Below are 16,351 nucleotides of genomic sequence, written 5' to 3'. Positions count from 1 at the left end.
GTTGTAAAGGACATGCCGCAAAGCTACCGATGGCGTATTACCCTAATGGTAAGTGGCAGTTACGCTATTGTCAAGTATTTTGCTTTCCGGGAGAGATAGGTCCGCTTCCATGGTGAGGAACTCCCGGTTTAAATCATCTACAAAATTGAGGAGCCTGAACTTTCTGCCGTCCCAGAGGCTGTCACTCATGTAGTCCTCCTACCTGACCAGGTTGACCCGCTCGGGCTGGAACAGCGCCTGCTTAACCCGGACCGGCAACCGCTTTTTGTGCCTTCTGCGGATATTTAAAACTCAGTTGGCTGTAGGTCCTGTATACCCGCTTATGATTCCACCCATACCCCTTTCTCCTGATTTGGTGGAAGCTCTTCCAGAAGCCAATGGCCGGGTACTTCTCCACCAGCCGCAGTAGCTGATCTTCTATCAGGGGGCATCTTTCTCTACTGACTCCAATCACTTCATCCTTTTGAGTTCCTTTACTTCCAATCCCGCGTAACGCTGGCGCCACTTTTAGAAGGCGGCGGTGATAATATCCAGCTCCAGGCAGTGAGCTTCTGGGTGTTGCGGCTATTCTCGTGCTCCTTGATGGCTTTAATGATCTTTGCTTCGGTAAAGCGTGTCTTTTTCATTGCATTTAAGGTTAAAGATACTTTTAACATTTAAATGCCCGACTCAGGGAAGTCTACAATTATCCGGTTAAAGTATGAATCCGGTACTGGAAGGTTGTGGATACCTTCATCTAAAAAGTGTAAATAGTGCTTTTGATGTAAAGCTGATCGGGATGCTTTTCGAAATGAAACCGGCAAATGCTAGTGGGAAGACACGGTCGCGCACCATATGCTATGTCATCCTATCTTGTTACTGACCTCAAGCTTACTTGCTCAGCCCCTTGGAGCAGTAGAACAATAGCCTTCAGATTTTTGGTTGTGGTCTATAATGTATGATAGGGGAATAAGTATGGCAGCAAGGGTGTTTAGAGGAAGTTATGTGCGAGATAACTATCCAGATAAATTGCCCCTACTGCCACAGTATGAAGGTAGTAAAAAACGGCGTTAAGTGCACAGGCAAGCAGAATTTCCTGTGCCGCAGCTGCCGGAAGCAGTTTCAACATAGCTACCAAAAGGCGGGCTGCAGGCCTGCCGTGAAGCGGTTGGTGCTCAGGCTGCTGGTCCGAAACTCCGGCATCCGCGACATTGAAGAGGTGACGGGCGTGCACCGGCAGACCGTGCTCCGGTGGCTCAATCAAAAGGCCCACAGCCTGCAGGTTAGTCCCCGGCAACAGGGCTACGGGCAGGTGCAGCTTGACGAGGTGTGGACCTTTGTCAAAGAGCGGAAGAAGCGCAAGCGGTGGCTTTTCTATGCCTATGCCCCCGAGACGGACGAGGGGCTGGCCTGGAGTTGGGGCACCCGCAGCCGGCACACGGTCAGAAGGCTCTACCGGCAGCTGGAGCAACTTGAAATAGACTGCTTCTGCACCGATGACTGGCCTGCCTTCACCAAGGTGCTGCCGCCAGAGAAGCACCTGATTGGAAAAGCCTACACTAGAAACATTGAAGGGGTGAACCTGTGCCTGCGGACGAGAAACAGAAGGATCGCGAGAAAAACGGCCTGCTTCTCCAAAATAGAGCAAAACCACTACAACGCAATGAAGCTAATATTCTATTACAGAAACCATCATACATTATAGACCACAACCAGATTTTTAACTTCAACTACTGTTTTTTTCCTATCTCCAAACAAATCTGAGGCTGTTGCCAGGGAGAACCTCACTGCTTCACGTCCATACCTTGTCTAGTTTGCGTAATTGTATTGGGTATTGGTAACCAGATAGATGCTGTAAGTGATAACATAGTTCTATAGGTCTTCTACTGTAAGAGCAAGTATAAAATAACGGACATAAGCAAACAGGCTTTGTTGTTTTTTAAGCATCACTGAGAGAGGATTCGCTCCACACAGGACTGGCCCAGTTAGTATCATTTGTTATTGAATAAGAATGGCGGCACTGACTGTCATTCTCGCTTCTGAAAACCCTAAGATGATTTCCAGGCAAACGCTACCGATTGATGGCGATGCGTCAGCTGCTTTGCAGTATAATGTAAAACCTTGAATAGAAACTGAAAATAGTTTCGGCAGTACGGAATATAGCTTTTTAAACATCAGATTCTATGAATCATTGTAAACTCAGCGCACTGATCGTTTTCTCGGTTTCTGCATTTTTAGGTTCCTGCAATTCAGGAAGCTATTCGGACACTAATGCTGACAGTTCTATGATTGAAATCAACCTTTCTGAAATGAAAAAAATAGGCGAAGTAGATGAACGCTACCAATCCTATAATGTGGAAATGGTAGAAGTAGTTGGGGGCGAATTCTGGAGGCCCTATAAAATGATGGACAGCCTGCCTTCTTTAGAGGCAGTATCGACCTACGACATTTCTCAGAAGAACGAGCAATTGTACCGGAAGCTTGAACCCGTTGATCTGACCGATAAACGATTACTAACCTTAGCCAAAGGCCTTGCGCCCGCTTATGTGCGGGTCAGTGGCACCTGGGCCAATGCCATCTATTTCCAGGACAATGACAAACCTCTGATGGCAAAAGCACCGGAAGGTTTTGTAAACGTACTGACACGTGACCAATGGAAAGGCGTGATTGACTTTGTAAAAGAAACCGACGGTAAGCTGGTTACCTCCTTTGCCGTGTCTAATGGAGTGCGGGATGATCAGGGCGTCTGGACGCCAAAGGAAGCAGAGAAACTTGTCAACTATACCAAAAGCCTGGGGGGAGAAATTGCTGCAGCCGAACTGTTTAATGAACCCACCATGCCCACGGCAGGAGGCGAGATAGATACGGCCTATGATGCCAGCGATTTTGCGAAGGATGTAGCTTTTTTTAATGCCTGGGTAGAAAGAGAAGTGCCCGGTATGTTGACTCTTGGTCCCGGTACTGTGGGGGAAGGTATTCCGGGTATCTCCTTTGCAGAGCTTGGCGTCAAAATACTCTCTACAGAAGCCCTGATGTCGGCAGAACCTAAACCGGTTTTTGATGTGTTTTCATATCACTTTTACGGTGCTGGCTCCGTGCGCATGATACGCAGCGGACCATTTTCCATTAAACCTGAAAACGCCCTTGACTCAACCTGGTTGGAACGGACAGATCTTGCAGCTGATTTTTACACAGACATGCGGCATAAATACCTGCCGGGCGCGCCTGTTTGGATCACAGAAACAGCCCAGGCGGCGGGGGGCGGCGATCCTTATGCAGCGACTTATCTGGATACCTTCCGCTATTTATACCAGATGGGTTCTTTGGCAAAAAAAGATATTAAGGTAATCATGCACAATACCCTGGTGGCAAGTGAATACAGCCTGATAGATCAGGATACGCATTTGCCCAAACCCAATTACTGGGCAGCTTTGTTGTGGAACAGGTTAATGGGCACAGAAGTGTATGACGCAGGCGCCGGAGCACCAGGCGTTTATTTGTTTGCGCATAACATGAAGGGACTACAGGGAGGCATGACGCTTTTAGCTATCAATACCAACAAAACAGCAGTGCCTATCACTATCCCTTCAAATGCAGAACAGTACACGCTAACTTCGAATGAACTTCAGGGCACCACGGTACAATTAAACGGACAGGAACTACAGTTAGGGAAGAATGGTGAGCTGCCGGTCTTTTCAGGAAAAGCCGTAAAAGCCGGCGAGGTGCAACTGCCAGCAACAAGCATCACTTTCATCACCATTGCCGATGCAGGAAACACAAAGTAATAGCAGGGGAGTGACAGGCCGTTGCCCCCGCAGGGGCTGAAGTCACCTGGCTTTCCAAAGTTTCCTTGAAAAGCGCCTCCATATCGGGCCTGGGCAGGGCCATGCCGGCCGTCTCACTGAAGCGCAGCAGTTTCTGCAGGGTATAGGCTGTAGCGGCCAAAATTCACTCTTTCGTGGACCAGCCCGGGTCCCAGGGTGCTGACCTCCCGCATGCCCGCAACATCTCGGGCTGCTCGCCCCATCACCGGCTCAACGGTGGCCTAGCCGCTTCACTCATTCCCCCAGCGGCTATGGAGACGGGTGATGCCGTGTTAACGTCTCCCTTCTGATTACCAGGTGCGCCAGCGCTGGATCATGGAGCACCCGCTCCACCTCGGACTGCACGATATCCTGCACGTCCTGCTTGACCTGCAGGTAATTCCGCTGCACCACTGCCTGGCTAATCTGGCGCACCTCAGGGAAAGGTCGGTGCCCTTCCTCTTCCCGCTTCAGGGCACGGCGGATGCTCCGTATCTCACAGAGGAAGGCTCTACGTTCTATCCTGCAGTCCGGGCCATCGACCACCTACCTGCCGAACTCAACGGAGGAGAGGACGGCAACAAGGAGCGAGGCAGCTAAAGACGCTGGCCCTGCAGCGGCCGAAACGGCTTCATATATTCAAGCTGCCCATACCCTGGCTAAGTAAAGGGGGTAAAATATAAATATTATACTATTTAGAGTATTCTGTCTTTACGGTATATGGACTGCAAAAAGGTCGAAAGTAGCCAGTATGGAAACAAAAAAGCGCTAGCCACTATTAAAGTAGCTAGCGCCTGAAATTGTACTTGTGCACCCGAGAGGATTCGAACCCCTAACCCTCGGAGCCGAAATCCGATATTCTATCCAATTGAACTACGGGTGCTTACCGTGTTGCAAAAATAGAAACAATGCGCTAAAAAGGAAATTTTAGTGGCGATAATTATAATGCAGAAAGGTATAGCGGGAAGGTATAATAGGATAATGCACTCTTAATCGCTTCATACCTAAAACAATAAGCAGAATTTGAGAGTTAATAAATAATATTTCAAATCAAGCAAATGAAATCAGAAAGCTATGGAAACAGTGTATACGGCAGAGGTTACTGCCACAGGAGGTCGCCGAGGTCATATTTTGTCATCAGATGGCGTACTCGATATGCCGCTCTCATTGCCCGAGGGGCTGGGAGGTGAGAAGGGGAAGTCTAACCCCGAGCAACTATTCGCTGCAGGGTATGCCGCCTGCTTTCAGAGCGCGTTACTGCTCGTAGCCGGTAAGCAGCATATCAGGTTGAATCCGGAGTCTACTGTAAAGGCGCATGTGGATCTGCTCAAGTCTGAAGACGGGAAATACGGGTTGGGCGTGAAGCTGGAGGTGCACCTGCAGGGACTCGACAAAGAGAAAGCAGAGCAGTTGGTAAATGAAGCGCACGAGGTGTGTCCTTACTCTGTCGGCACGCGGGGCAATATCAATGTGGAACTGGAAGTTGTTTGAGTTAGCGAGTTTGAGAGTAGAGGAGTTTAAGAGTGATGAGATAAACTTTCTTTACTCTATAAACTCCTCAACTCTTAAACTTCCAGCGCATAAAAACAGAAGGGGCTGCCAGTACTGGCAGCCCCTTCTGTTTTTATGATGATATGCTGATTAAGCACCAACCTCAGCCAGTACCTGCTCAACTTTCTCAGCGGCTTCTTTCAGCGCTACGGCAGAGTATACCTTCAGGCCAGACTCGTCGATGATGCGGGCACCTTCTTCGGCGTTTGTTCCCTGCAGACGAACGATGATCGGCACGTTGATGTCACCGATGTTCTTGTAGGCCTCAACCACACCATTGGCCACACGGTCGCAACGAACGATACCGCCGAAGATGTTGATCAGGATAGCCTTCACGTTCGGGTCTTTCAGGATGATGCGGAAACCAGCCTCAACCGTCTGTGCGTTTGCCCCACCCCCTACGTCCAGGAAGTTAGCAGGCTCGCCGCCAGAAAGCTTGATGATGTCCATGGTGGCCATCGCAAGCCCGGCACCGTTTACCATGCAGCCTACGTTGCCGTCCAGCTTCACGTAGTTCAGGTTAGACGCGCTTGCCTCAACTTCTAACGGATCTTCTTCTGAAGTATCGCGCAGGGCAGCTAAGTCCTTATGACGGAACAAGGCGTTGTCGTCTAGGTCCACTTTGGCATCTACTGCCAGTATCTTGTTGTCGGAGGTCTTCAGTACCGGGTTGATCTCGAACATGGAAGAGTCCGTCTCCACATACGCCTTGTAAAGGCTGGTGATGAACTTCACCATCTCCTTGAAGGCTTCGCCCTGCAGGCCGAACGCGAAAGCGATCTTGCTGGCCTGGAAAGGGCGCAGACCTACAGCCGGGTCGATCCACTCCTTGATAATTTTCTCAGGGGTCTTTTCAGCCACTTCCTCGATGTCCATACCACCTTCTGTAGAGGCCATGATTACGTTCTGACCTTTAGCGCGGTCCAGCAGGATGCTCAGGTAAAACTCCTTCGGATCAGACTCGCCAGGGTAGTATACGTCTTGTGCAACAAGCACCTTTTGTACCAGCTTGCCTTCAGGGCCTGTCTGGTGCGTTACCAGCGTCATGCCCAGGATCTGGTCGGCGATCTGCTTCACCTGATCCAGGTTCTTGGCCAGTTTCACACCACCACCTTTACCACGGCCTCCCGCATGGATCTGTGCCTTGATCACGTGCCAGCCTGTGCCGGTCTCCTCAGTCAGTTTCATGGCGGCTTTTACGGCCTGGTCTGGCGTCTCAGCCACGATACCCTCCTGGATACGTACTCCGTAGCTCTTTAAAATTTCTTTAGCCTGATATTCGTGTATGTTCATGCTTTCAGTTTTAATGGACGCACGAAAGTACGCCTTTGTCGGCTTAATTTCAAGTAAAGTGTTTTTAAAATATAAGCTGCCCGTCTGTGCTTCCGGACTCTTTGTGTAACGTGCTTTACGTGTAATCAGTAACAAAGTATACTTTGCCTTTGCACAGGTTGATTCATTTAAAATGTGGTTTTATGCTGAATGTATACAAATATGCCAAACGTGTGGCCATTGCGGCACTTGTGGTGCTGCTGATTGCAAGCAGTTTTTACCTGCTTGGCCGGCACGCGTACTTCTTCCTGCTGGTGTTTGCCGCCATACTGCTGGCGGTGCTTTTCTGCGGCATAACAGACTGGCTAACCAGTAAGCTCCACTTGAAGCGTGGCTTGGCTCTGCTGCTGTCGGTGCTGCTATTCTTCGGGCTGATTGTTGCCGCCTTCTGGCTGGTGGCCCCCACAGCGAGCCAGCAGGTGCAGGAAATGCGGCAGACCATACCCAAGGCCGTTACGCAGGTGCAGGACTGGCTGAGCCAGTACGGGTGGGGGCAGAAGCTCATCGAGCAGGTTCCCAGCGATATGAGCAAGGCTATGCCCAAACAGGATGCGCTGTTCTCTAAGATATTCGGGGTCTTCTCCAGTACCTTAAGTTTCCTGGCAGATTTGCTCATCGTCATCATTACGGCCCTTTTCCTGGCCGCTAACCCCTCCATGTACACTACCGGTTTTGTAAAGCTCTTCCCGCTGCGCAACCGTAGCCGTGTAATCGAGGTGCTGGGTAAGAGCTATACCACCCTAAAGCTTTGGCTGGTGGGCATGCTCTCGGCTATGGCGATTATCGGTGTGAGCACCGCTATAGGCTACACCGCCATTGGCTTGCCGTTGGCCTTCGTGCTGGCGCTGATCGCCTTTTTCCTGGCCTTTATACCGAACATTGGTCCCTGGATCGCAGGCCTTCCTGCCGTTCTGGTTGGGTTAACCGTTAGCCCACAGATGGCACTGTACGTGATTCTGGTGTATGGCGGCATACAGATGGTGGAGAGTTACGTCATCACACCAATTATATTCCAAAAGACTGTAGATCTGCCACCTGCCCTACTGCTGTTTTTTCAGGTGCTGCTGGGGATATTGCAGGGGGCGCTTGGGCTGTTGCTGGCGGCGCCTATACTTGCCGTGCTGATGGTTTGGGTAAATGAGTTTTACGTGAAGGACGTGTTGGAGGCGGAGCCAACTGATGCAGCGGAGAATGGCATCGCGAAGGCATCGGCACCTGAGGCATAACCCGCTTGCCGGCAAGTATGGGAAGGCTTCCATCGTATACGCTATCCATCAACGGCAAATTTTTTGTAGCTTTGGCTGATTAATTTATGTCTTCAAGGCCAAACTCATACTTTACAGAACGTGCTGCAGGTAACGAATATCCATAAAAAATACGGTTCGCTGGAGGTGCTCAAGGGCATCGATTTGTCTATTGGTGCAGGGGAGGTCGTCTCAATTGTGGGAGCCTCCGGAGCCGGGAAAAGCACACTGTTGCACATTCTGGGTACGCTGGATACGGCCGACACCGGGGAGGTGATGTTCGATGATAAGAATATCGCCCGGATGAACGCAGCAGAAATGGCGCGTTTCCGCAACAGGCACATAGGCTTTATCTTCCAGTTCCATAACCTGCTGCCGGAGTTCACGGCGCTCGAGAACGTCTGCCTCCCGGGCTTCCTGGCCGGAAGGCCAGAGAAGGAAGTGCGGCAGCGTGCCGAGGAACTGCTCACCATGCTCCACCTTTCCCATCGCCTCGACCATAAACCCTCGGAGATGTCGGGAGGGGAGCAGCAGCGTACGGCCGTTGCCCGTGCCCTTATCAACTCGCCCAAGATCATCTTCGCCGACGAACCCAGCGGAAACCTCGACTCCAGGAACGCACAGGAGCTGCACGACATCTTCTTCCGCCTGCGTAGCGAGTTCAACCAGACCTTTGTGATCGTAACCCACAACGAGCAACTCGCCACCATGGCCGACCGCACCCTTGTCATGAAAGATGGGCAGATCGTGGAGGAATTGAGAGTGAGCTAGAAAGTTAGAGGGTTTTGGAGTTAGAGAGTAAAGGGAGGCAACCTGCTGCGGGCTTTCAGCCTTTTCTTGTTCTATATCTTTTTCAGATTTGGCCTTTTTAAGGTTAAACTATCCCCTTGAGGACAAGTGAGAACGAGAGTTCGAAACTTGCGACCATAGGTCAGAGGGGTGTTTACACCTGCAGATTCCCCCGTTTTTGCGCACACAAGCAGCCCGCTCCGTAGTTTTACACCCCTGTAGTCCCCTCAAGGGGACAATTCTTTAGAATCAGAGCTTATTCTAGAAAAGTTATAGAACAAGAAAAGGCTTTCAGCCTACATGTGCCGGTTTATACTTTTACTTGCGCCAGTTAAATATAACTGTCTTTACGCAAAGGTATTGCTCATTGAATCGCGGCAGAGGCGAGTTCCCTCACAAGTACGCCAGCTGATACTGCCATTCCTCCTAACTTTTCATCTTTCTAACTCCTTATCCTTAACTCTCTAACTTCCCAAACCCCAAACGCTGAAACCTCCGTATTTATACTTCACCCTTCCCTCAACTTTTAGCTTTTTACAGGAGCCTCCGCAACTGCTTAAACTGAATTGAAAATAATTTATATCTACTTGATAATCAGGTGGATAAAATGCATATTATTTTTGAATTTTTGCACTATTTGCCCTGCTGCTCTGTTTAATATATGTAACTAACTATGAAAGCTAAATGAGTATGAATCAACCTGATAAAGAGACCAAGGTGCAGAAGAAACCGAAGATTGAGAGCTATGATATAGCCAAGTCTGACGAAACGCTTCACCTGGCTGTTGACCTGGCGAAGTTCATAAAGGAGAACCGCCTTTACCAGAACATCCAGGGAAAAGAATATGTGAATGTGGAGGGCTGGCAGTATGCTGGTTCGCGCTTGGGCATTTTGCCAGTGGTGGAGCATGTTGTAAACATCAGCACCGACGACGAAATAAAGTACCAGGCGAAGGTAAACCTGCTTGACTTGCGAAGCCAGCAGGTAGTAGGCGCGGGTTTTGCCATCTGTTCCAACCGGGAGCAGGGGAAAAAATACTACCAGGAGTTCGCGATTGCCTCTATGGCGCAGACGCGGGCCATTGGTAAGGCGTACCGCAACATACTGGCATGGGTTATCCGTGCTGCCGGTTATGAGCCTACCCCTTCCGAGGAGATGGACTACAGTGGCAATGAGCCGTCTGCCAAGGCCAAGCCGGCGGTGCCGACCGAGAAGAAAGCAACGATGAAATCCTCTACTGCGGAACCTGTGGCTGAAGCTGCTGAGCAGCAGGAAGAGCAGTCTGGCAGCGTGCGCTATGCATCGGCCAAGCAGAAGGAGGAGATTATCCGCCTGCTGAATAACCCGACCATTACACGCCAGGAGAAAACCAAGATGCTGCTTAACATCAACCGCTTCGACGAGGAACGTGCCGCACAGGCTATCGATAAACTCAAAAAGGTGATCGAAGAGCGCGAGGACGGGCAGTCTGCAGCCGCTTAATAATTAATCAACCAGTAATGCTAGCCCCCGCTTCTTTGAGGCGGGGGCTTTTGTTTTGCTCGGTTTGATGAAGTACAAATCTTGCTTATACTTCTATTCAGCGGTATCAATAGCGCCGTATAAAGTTTAAATCATAATGTAGCATGATACGGTTTTTATGCGCCAGGTATACTTTGCTGCTCGTACTGCTGATTAGTTTTGTAGGTCGCTGTTTGGGGCAGGAAGGGAAAATACAAACCGAAAGGCCGGACCAGACAGAATCGACTACGCTAATGCCGAGTGGGGCACTGCAACTGGAAGCAGGTTATCAGTTTGACAGAACCTCTGAAGCAGGATATTCGATCAAAACGCGTGCGTATCCGACTGCCTTGCTTCGGTTCGGTGTGCTCAACTGGCTGGAGGTCAGGGCGGAGGGGGCTCTGGGCGACTCCGTTTTTGAAAATGGTACCAAGCGTAAAGTCACAGGAATGACTCCGCTAAGCCTTGAGTTGAAGTTTCAGCTTTGGCGGGAACAGGGATGGCAGCCTCGGGGAGCTTTCGTTTCTCAGTTGGTGCTGCCGGTTGGATCACGTGCTTTTCGCCCTGATCATCCGGAACCGGAATTCAGGCTTGTCTTATCAAATATACTTACTCAAAGGTTAGAGGTGGCCTATAACCTGGCTATCGGCTGGGCTGATGGTGAGTCAGAAGTTGGGTATTCGATCGTTTTGACGGGTACAGTGCATGAAAATCTTGCAGTATTCGGAGAAGTATTGGGGAGCAAGGCCAATGATGAAAAAGCTGAATACCTGGTAAACACAGGAGCCAATTTGTGGCTCGGGCCAAACCTGCAGCTAGATCTCGCAGCCGCAACCGGCTTGAGCGATGCCGCACCGGATTTTGTTTTCAGAACTGGCTTTTCTATTAGAATGCCCCATTAACCTGAACTGAGGCCACTCAACCACCCCTGGTCCTGCTTGGTTGAGGAGGGAGGACTGTCATTATTGCTGCTGAAGTATAAGTTGCATAGTTGCTGCCGTTGTGCGGACAGGTCGCGACCTGTCCCTACATAAACCCATCCCTGAGAGCTACGCTCGCTAGCTCAAAATCCGCGCTTTGGCTAGTCCAGAGGAGGGGAATCAGCGAATGATTGTCATCCCCCTGCCCCCTTTCAAGGGGGACTCGGTTCAAGGTGTTAAGCAGTGGCTATCGAATCTGATCCCAGTCTTTCCGTGGGGGTAGAGGCTCTCTTTCAGCTTCCGGAATAGTGAGCCGCAGCAAATCATACTTCCCCAAAGTATAAACCTCCTACCTGCCACTGACTTCTCTTCGCGAACCCTTATCTTCGCGGTACAGAAACTAGCCATACGTTGCAAGACATCCACCACATACTTCAAACCTATTGGGGCTACGACAGTTTCCGGCCGTTACAGGAGGATATTGTAGCCTCGGTGCTGGCGGGGCAGGACACGCTGGCCCTGCTGCCAACGGGTGGCGGCAAGTCGATCTGCTTTCAGGTGCCGGCCATGGCGCTGGATGGCATTTGCCTGGTTATTACGCCCCTCATCGCCTTGATGAAGGACCAGGTGGAGAACCTGAAAAAGCGAGGTGTATCTGCCACAGCAGTATACTCGGGCATGAGTCGCCACGAGATAGACATTGCCTTGGATAACTGCGTGTACGGAGGTGTTAAATTTTTATACTTATCTCCGGAGCGCCTGCTCACCGACCTGTTTCAGGAGCGGGTAAAGCGCATGAAAGTGGGTTTGATTGCCGTGGATGAGGCGCACTGTATCTCACATTGGGGGTATGACTTCAGGCCGCCGTACCTGCAGCTAGCCGAGCTGCGAGCATTGCTGCCCAACGTGCCTGTCATCGCCCTTACCGCCACGGCCACAGAACAGGTAAAGCAGGACATACAGGAAAAGCTGAAGTTCCCGAAGCCAAACGTTTTCCAAAAGAGCTTCGCCCGAGCCAACTTATCTTATTCGTGCCTGGAGACCGAGGCTAAAGCAAACCGCTTGCTGGAGATCCTGCAACGCATGCCCGGCCAAAGCATCGTGTATGTGCGCAGCCGCCGCCAAACCGTGGAGATAGCCAGGTTTCTGCAGAGCCGCCGCATTTCTGCCGCCGCCTATCATGCCGGTCTAAAGTTCCAGGAGCGAAGCGCAGTGCAGCAGCTGTGGGTAGAGGATAAGGTGCGCGTGATGGTGGCGACCAATGCCTTCGGCATGGGCATCGACAAGCCGGACGTGCGGCTGGTAGTGCACCTGGACCTGCCCGAGAGTTTGGAGGCATACTACCAGGAGGCTGGCCGTGCCGGCCGCGATGAGCGCTATGCCTACGCCACCATACTTGTCGGGCCCAACGATGTGGCGGAGCTGCAGCGGAAAGTGGAGGAATCGCACCCGCCGGTAGAGTTTATCCGCAGGGTATACCAATGCCTGGCCAACTACTACCAGCTGGCCGTGGGCAGCGGGCAGTTCAGCAGTTTTGATTTTGATGTCGCAGAGTTTGCCAAGCAGTATAAACTGAACCCGCTGGAAACCCACCACGCCATTAAGCGGCTGGAGCAGGAGGGGTACCTGCAGCTGAACGAGAGTTACTACCTGCCTTCCCGCCTGATGGTAATTCTGGAGAATACGGAGCTTTACAGCTTTCAGCTTAAGAACCCGGAACACGACAAACTCATACAGCTTATACTCCGGATGTATGGCGGAGAGGTTTTTGTGAACTTTGTGAAGGTGCGGGAGGGGAAGATGGCCGAGCTGCTGAAGGTGCCCGAGCAGGAGCTACGCCGAAAGCTGGAGTACCTGCACAAGCTGCAGGTCATCAACTACGAGCCGCAGCACGATGCGCCCCAACTTGTCTTTACGGCCCCTCGGGAGGATGCCAGCAGGGTTATTACAAACACCAGAAAGCTGGAGAGTTTGCGCGAGAGAGCCCTGCAAAAAGCCAGGGAGATGGGCCGCTATGTACAGACGCAGAACCGCTGCCGCACCCAACTGCTGCTGGAGTATTTCGGGGAGATCTCTGACACGAGCTGCCGCATCTGCGACTACTGCCTGGCCGTGCGTAAGAAGCAGCGAAAGCAGGAGGACCATGCGGTTTTGCGCCTCAAATTAATGGAACTGGTGCAGGTGCGCCCTTATCTTCCCAAGGAACTGGTGCAGCAGTTCGAACCCCGGCACGCCGAGGCAGTAACCGAGCTCATCCGTGAGCTAGTGGACGTGGGCAGGCTGCGCTACCAGGAGAGTGGGAAGCTGGAGGTAAAGGATTAGCTATCCCTTACCCCCTACCACCACACCCTCACCAGGTGTTACTGCTCGTCGGCACAATACCGCATACTTTGGTGCTGGATTTTCTCTACCCAATGCAACGCATTCACAGCTGCAGGTATCTACTTATCATGGTGCATTTAAAAAATGAAACTATGAGATGGATTACGAAGGGAGAAGCGTTCTCTTTGCTCTAATGTCTGCTGGCACATTAAGTGCCTGCGAGGATAACAACTGCATTAAAGGAGAGGGAGATCTTGAGACACGCACGCTAAACCTGCAGCCGTTCAGCAGGGTGGAGGCCAACGGCGATTTTAAAGTATACATTACCCAGGGCGAAACGCAACTGGTGGAGGTAAGGGGAGAGCCCAATATCCTGGACCAGCTAGAAACCAGCATCAGCAACAACACTTGGGAGATCGAGCACCGCGACTGCGTAAGGAGGAGCAAAACGGTGGAGGTATATATTACCATGCCGCAGGTGCAGTCGCTGTACCTAAACGGCTCCGGGCGCATTGTTAGTCAGGATGAGTTTACAGCAAACGAGTTGGCGGTAGAGATTAATGGTTCGGGTAAGATCGATTTTGACGTAGTAGCGGCGAAAGTGATCGCCCGTGTAACAGGCTCCGGCGAGGTGGCGCTGCATGGGGAGGCGCCTCTGTATACTGTGAATATCTCTGGCTCTGGCAAGGCCGCTGCCTTCGACCTGCAATCCAAGAACGTGACCGTGAACCTCTCCGGGTCCGGTGTGGCAGAGGTAAACGCTTCCGAGGCACTGGCCGCTGATATTTCGGGAAGCGGAGTAGTATACTACCTGGGAAATCCGGCTGTAACCACCAATATCTCCGGCTCCGGCAAAGTGGTGAAAAGGTAGCGCTGCTTAACTGGTTAAAGCTTTGCTCTTTCGCTTCTTCCTACTAGCTAAGGATAAGGATACAGAGATGGGTAAGGCTATGGCGGCTATTACACTCAAGTCTAACCCGCTCAATGTGGTTTGCCAATCTATCGTATTACCTGCCAGTAGGCATTTCCATGTATCCCACAGCTTCAGGAGAGTAACACCAAGAGCAAAGGATATAAAATATAATAGCCCATACTTTACCATCTGTAGTTTGTCGTTTATCATCATGGTTTTAATATATAAAATATAGGCTATGTATCAAAGAATAAAGTATGGCTTATACTTTCAGGACATGAAGCTGTTCCTTACTTAAACTTCCGGAGGGTGTACAAGTATAAATGCTCCACCTTGTTGCGTGCCCAGGGGGTGCGGCGCAGAAACGTGAGGCTGGATTTGATGCTCGGGTCGTTCTTGAAGCAGTTCAGGTTGATCTTGTGGCTCAGGTGCTCCCAGCCATATACTTCTACCAGGTGCTCCAGCATCATTTGCAGCGTTACGCCGTGGAGCGGGTTCTTTTTCTGTTCTTCTGCCATACCGCAAAAGTACGTATTTCCGCCTAAAGTATAACGACACCCCAGTGCAGGTAACGAGCGTATAAGGGAGCTATGCTAGAAGAACTCATTATCCGCACCCTTGCCGATACCTTGCCAGATAAACCCTTAGATGCGCTGTTCCTGTTCGGGCAGACGGAGGATAACCAGGAATCCAGCTTCTCAATTGCCAAGCGCCTGGTACAGGAGGGGCAGGTACAAAAAGTGCTTTTTCTGCAAGCGGAGCCCCTCAGCGGTTACCCGGGCTATGAAGCCTGGTACGAGGAAATGATAAAAAGAGGCATTCTTTCCGATAAACTGGAGGGTGTTCCCGATCCCGGAAAAGCGTACCTGCACACGCTCATAGAGGCGGAGGCCATGGCCAAACACGCCAAAGACAAAGGCTACAAAAGCATAGCTGTGGCGGCAGCGCCATTCCAGCAGCCGCGTGCGTTCATGACGGCCGTTACCGCAGCACACCGCCACTACCCGCAGCTATACTTGTATAGCCAACCGGGCAAGCCATTGCCGTGGTGCCGGAAGGTAACTCACTCGCAGGGGAAGGTGGAAGATACGCGCGCCGGACTGATAAAAGGGGAGATGGAGCGCATCCGTAAGTATAACGCACAAGGCGACCTGGAGGCAGTGGAGGAGGTGCTGGACTACCTCAGCCGCCGCGACCAAAAGCAGTTGTAGAGAATAATTTCATCATAGAGCAAAGCAACAACACATATGGCACAATCTAAAAAACTTGAGGCATGGCAAAGCGGGCCGGTGGACGGGGTGCCGGCATTGCTGCAGCCTGTGGCCCATGCGCTCCTGCAGGCACGGGAGGAGGTACACACTTTAATGGAGGGTTTCCCGGAGGAATTGCTGTGGGAACAGCCTGCCGGTGTGGCTTCGGTAGGTTTTCACCTGCAGCACCTGAAGGGAGTGATCGAACGGTTGTTTACCTATGCCCGGGGGGAGCAACTCTCGGAGGAACAGCTGAGTAACCTGCGTGCCGAGGGTAAGCCGGCAGATGATAAGGCATACCCTGTACAGGACCTGGTGAGGAATTTTGACCGGCAGGTGGATCAGGCGCTGGAGCAGCTGCGGCGAACGGACGAAGCCTCTCTTACCGACTTTAGGGGTGTAGGCAGGGCACAGCTCCCCTCCACGGTTTTGGGACTCCTGTTCCACGCTGCCGAGCACACCATGCGCCACGTGGGGCAGTTGCTGGTAACGATTAAGGTGTTGCAGCGGAAAGAGCAGGCCTGATTCCTGCCTAGCGTTTCTTCAGTTTTTTAAGCCCTAGGGCTATATACTCTTCCGGAATCCAATGCTTCCCAACCAGTGCCTATGGGCAGCCAAATTGATGCGTTACCAGGCCTGGGAACTTTTACTTCTCCCTGATACGGAGTATCAGTAAACCATCATACTGCATGCTGCAGAAACTGTTGGAAAGGAGTAGCAGTTGATTACTTATGTAAAGCCAAAAAGA

At 51.3% G+C, this 16,351-nt stretch carries 16 protein-coding genes and 1 tRNA gene; 12 read left to right on the top strand and 5 right to left on the bottom strand.

Features of this window, described 5'->3' with window-relative positions; translation table 11 throughout:
* Positions 1–42: 42 nt before the first annotated feature.
* Both OH144_RS09825 and OH144_RS09820 read right to left on the bottom strand, forming a co-directional pair.
* Entirely contained in the window at positions 43–189 is a 147-nt protein-coding gene (locus OH144_RS09825; protein WP_266206126.1) for a hypothetical protein, read from the bottom strand.
* 284 nt (positions 190–473) lie between these two features.
* Positions 474–626, bottom strand: coding sequence for a hypothetical protein (locus tag OH144_RS09820; protein WP_266206125.1), 153 nt, complete (start codon positions 624–626; stop codon positions 474–476).
* A 356-nt stretch (positions 627–982) separates the two neighbouring features.
* Here OH144_RS09820 and OH144_RS09815 point away from each other — a divergent pair, with 356 nt between their 5' ends.
* The 3 genes from OH144_RS09815 to OH144_RS09805 all read left to right on the top strand — a co-directional run bounded on the left by OH144_RS09815 (position 983) and on the right by OH144_RS09805 (position 4,382).
* Entirely contained in the window at positions 983–1,684 is a 702-nt protein-coding gene (locus OH144_RS09815) for an IS1 family transposase (protein WP_266206124.1), read from the top strand.
* 478 nt (positions 1,685–2,162) lie between these two features.
* The gene (locus tag OH144_RS09810) at positions 2,163–3,764 is read left to right on the top strand and encodes a glycosyl hydrolase family 79 N-terminal domain-containing protein (protein ID WP_266206123.1); all 1,602 of its coding nucleotides are present in this window, start codon (positions 2,163–2,165) and stop codon (positions 3,762–3,764) included.
* 336 nt (positions 3,765–4,100) lie between these two features.
* Complete coding sequence (locus tag OH144_RS09805) at positions 4,101–4,382, top strand: hypothetical protein (RefSeq protein WP_266206122.1); 282 nt, start codon at positions 4,101–4,103, stop codon at positions 4,380–4,382.
* Positions 4,383–4,591: 209 nt separating this feature from the next.
* Here the strand turns inward: OH144_RS09805 and OH144_RS09800 are convergent.
* A tRNA-Arg gene (locus OH144_RS09800) sits at positions 4,592–4,665 on the bottom strand.
* Between the two features lie 191 nt (positions 4,666–4,856).
* Between OH144_RS09800 and OH144_RS09795 the strand changes: the two genes are divergently transcribed.
* Entirely contained in the window at positions 4,857–5,273 is a 417-nt protein-coding gene (locus tag OH144_RS09795; protein ID WP_266206121.1) for an organic hydroperoxide resistance protein, read from the top strand.
* 150 nt (positions 5,274–5,423) lie between these two features.
* On the opposite strand, the gene sucC is transcribed toward OH144_RS09795, so the two are convergent.
* Positions 5,424–6,626: an ADP-forming succinate--CoA ligase subunit beta gene (gene sucC / locus OH144_RS09790; protein WP_266206120.1), complete on the bottom strand. Its 1,203-nt coding sequence runs from the start codon at positions 6,624–6,626 to the stop codon at positions 5,424–5,426.
* A gap of 182 nt (positions 6,627–6,808) precedes the next feature.
* Between sucC and OH144_RS09785 the strand changes: the two genes are divergently transcribed.
* The 6 genes from OH144_RS09785 to OH144_RS09760 all read left to right on the top strand — a co-directional run bounded on the left by OH144_RS09785 (position 6,809) and on the right by OH144_RS09760 (position 14,311).
* Positions 6,809–7,891 carry an AI-2E family transporter gene (locus OH144_RS09785; RefSeq protein WP_266206119.1) on the top strand — a complete coding sequence of 361 codons (1,083 nt, stop codon included), beginning with the start codon at positions 6,809–6,811 and terminating at the stop codon, positions 7,889–7,891.
* A 120-nt stretch (positions 7,892–8,011) separates the two neighbouring features.
* Positions 8,012–8,680, top strand: a complete 669-nt coding sequence (locus OH144_RS09780; protein WP_266206118.1) for an ABC transporter ATP-binding protein — start codon at positions 8,012–8,014, stop codon at positions 8,678–8,680.
* 708 nt (positions 8,681–9,388) lie between these two features.
* On the top strand, positions 9,389–10,180 hold the full coding sequence (locus OH144_RS09775; RefSeq protein WP_266206117.1) for a hypothetical protein: 792 nt from the start codon (positions 9,389–9,391) through the stop codon (positions 10,178–10,180).
* A 173-nt stretch (positions 10,181–10,353) separates the two neighbouring features.
* The gene (locus OH144_RS09770; protein WP_266206116.1) at positions 10,354–11,100 is read left to right on the top strand and encodes a transporter; all 747 of its coding nucleotides are present in this window, start codon (positions 10,354–10,356) and stop codon (positions 11,098–11,100) included.
* A 429-nt stretch (positions 11,101–11,529) separates the two neighbouring features.
* The gene (locus OH144_RS09765; protein ID WP_266206115.1) at positions 11,530–13,440 is read left to right on the top strand and encodes a RecQ family ATP-dependent DNA helicase; all 1,911 of its coding nucleotides are present in this window, start codon (positions 11,530–11,532) and stop codon (positions 13,438–13,440) included.
* A 157-nt stretch (positions 13,441–13,597) separates the two neighbouring features.
* Positions 13,598–14,311: a head GIN domain-containing protein gene (locus OH144_RS09760; RefSeq protein ID WP_266206114.1), complete on the top strand. Its 714-nt coding sequence runs from the start codon at positions 13,598–13,600 to the stop codon at positions 14,309–14,311.
* Positions 14,312–14,643: 332 nt separating this feature from the next.
* Here OH144_RS09760 and OH144_RS09755 read toward each other — a convergent pair whose 3' ends face one another.
* Positions 14,644–14,871, bottom strand: a complete 228-nt coding sequence (locus OH144_RS09755) for a VF530 family protein (RefSeq protein ID WP_266206113.1) — start codon at positions 14,869–14,871, stop codon at positions 14,644–14,646.
* A gap of 72 nt (positions 14,872–14,943) precedes the next feature.
* On the opposite strand from OH144_RS09755, the gene OH144_RS09750 reads away from it, so the two are divergent.
* Positions 14,944–15,564: a YdcF family protein gene (locus tag OH144_RS09750; protein WP_266206112.1), complete on the top strand. Its 621-nt coding sequence runs from the start codon at positions 14,944–14,946 to the stop codon at positions 15,562–15,564.
* Between the two features lie 36 nt (positions 15,565–15,600).
* Positions 15,601–16,128, top strand: coding sequence for a DinB family protein (locus OH144_RS09745; protein WP_266206111.1), 528 nt, complete (start codon positions 15,601–15,603; stop codon positions 16,126–16,128).
* Positions 16,129–16,351: the final 223 nt, after the last annotated feature.

It is taken from the genome of Pontibacter kalidii (assembly GCF_026278245.1).
Taxonomy (GTDB): Bacteria; Bacteroidota; Bacteroidia; order Cytophagales; family Hymenobacteraceae; genus Pontibacter; species Pontibacter kalidii.
The sequence above is the reverse complement of the archived record's forward strand: the minus strand, read 5'-3'. Positions and strand labels throughout refer to the sequence as shown.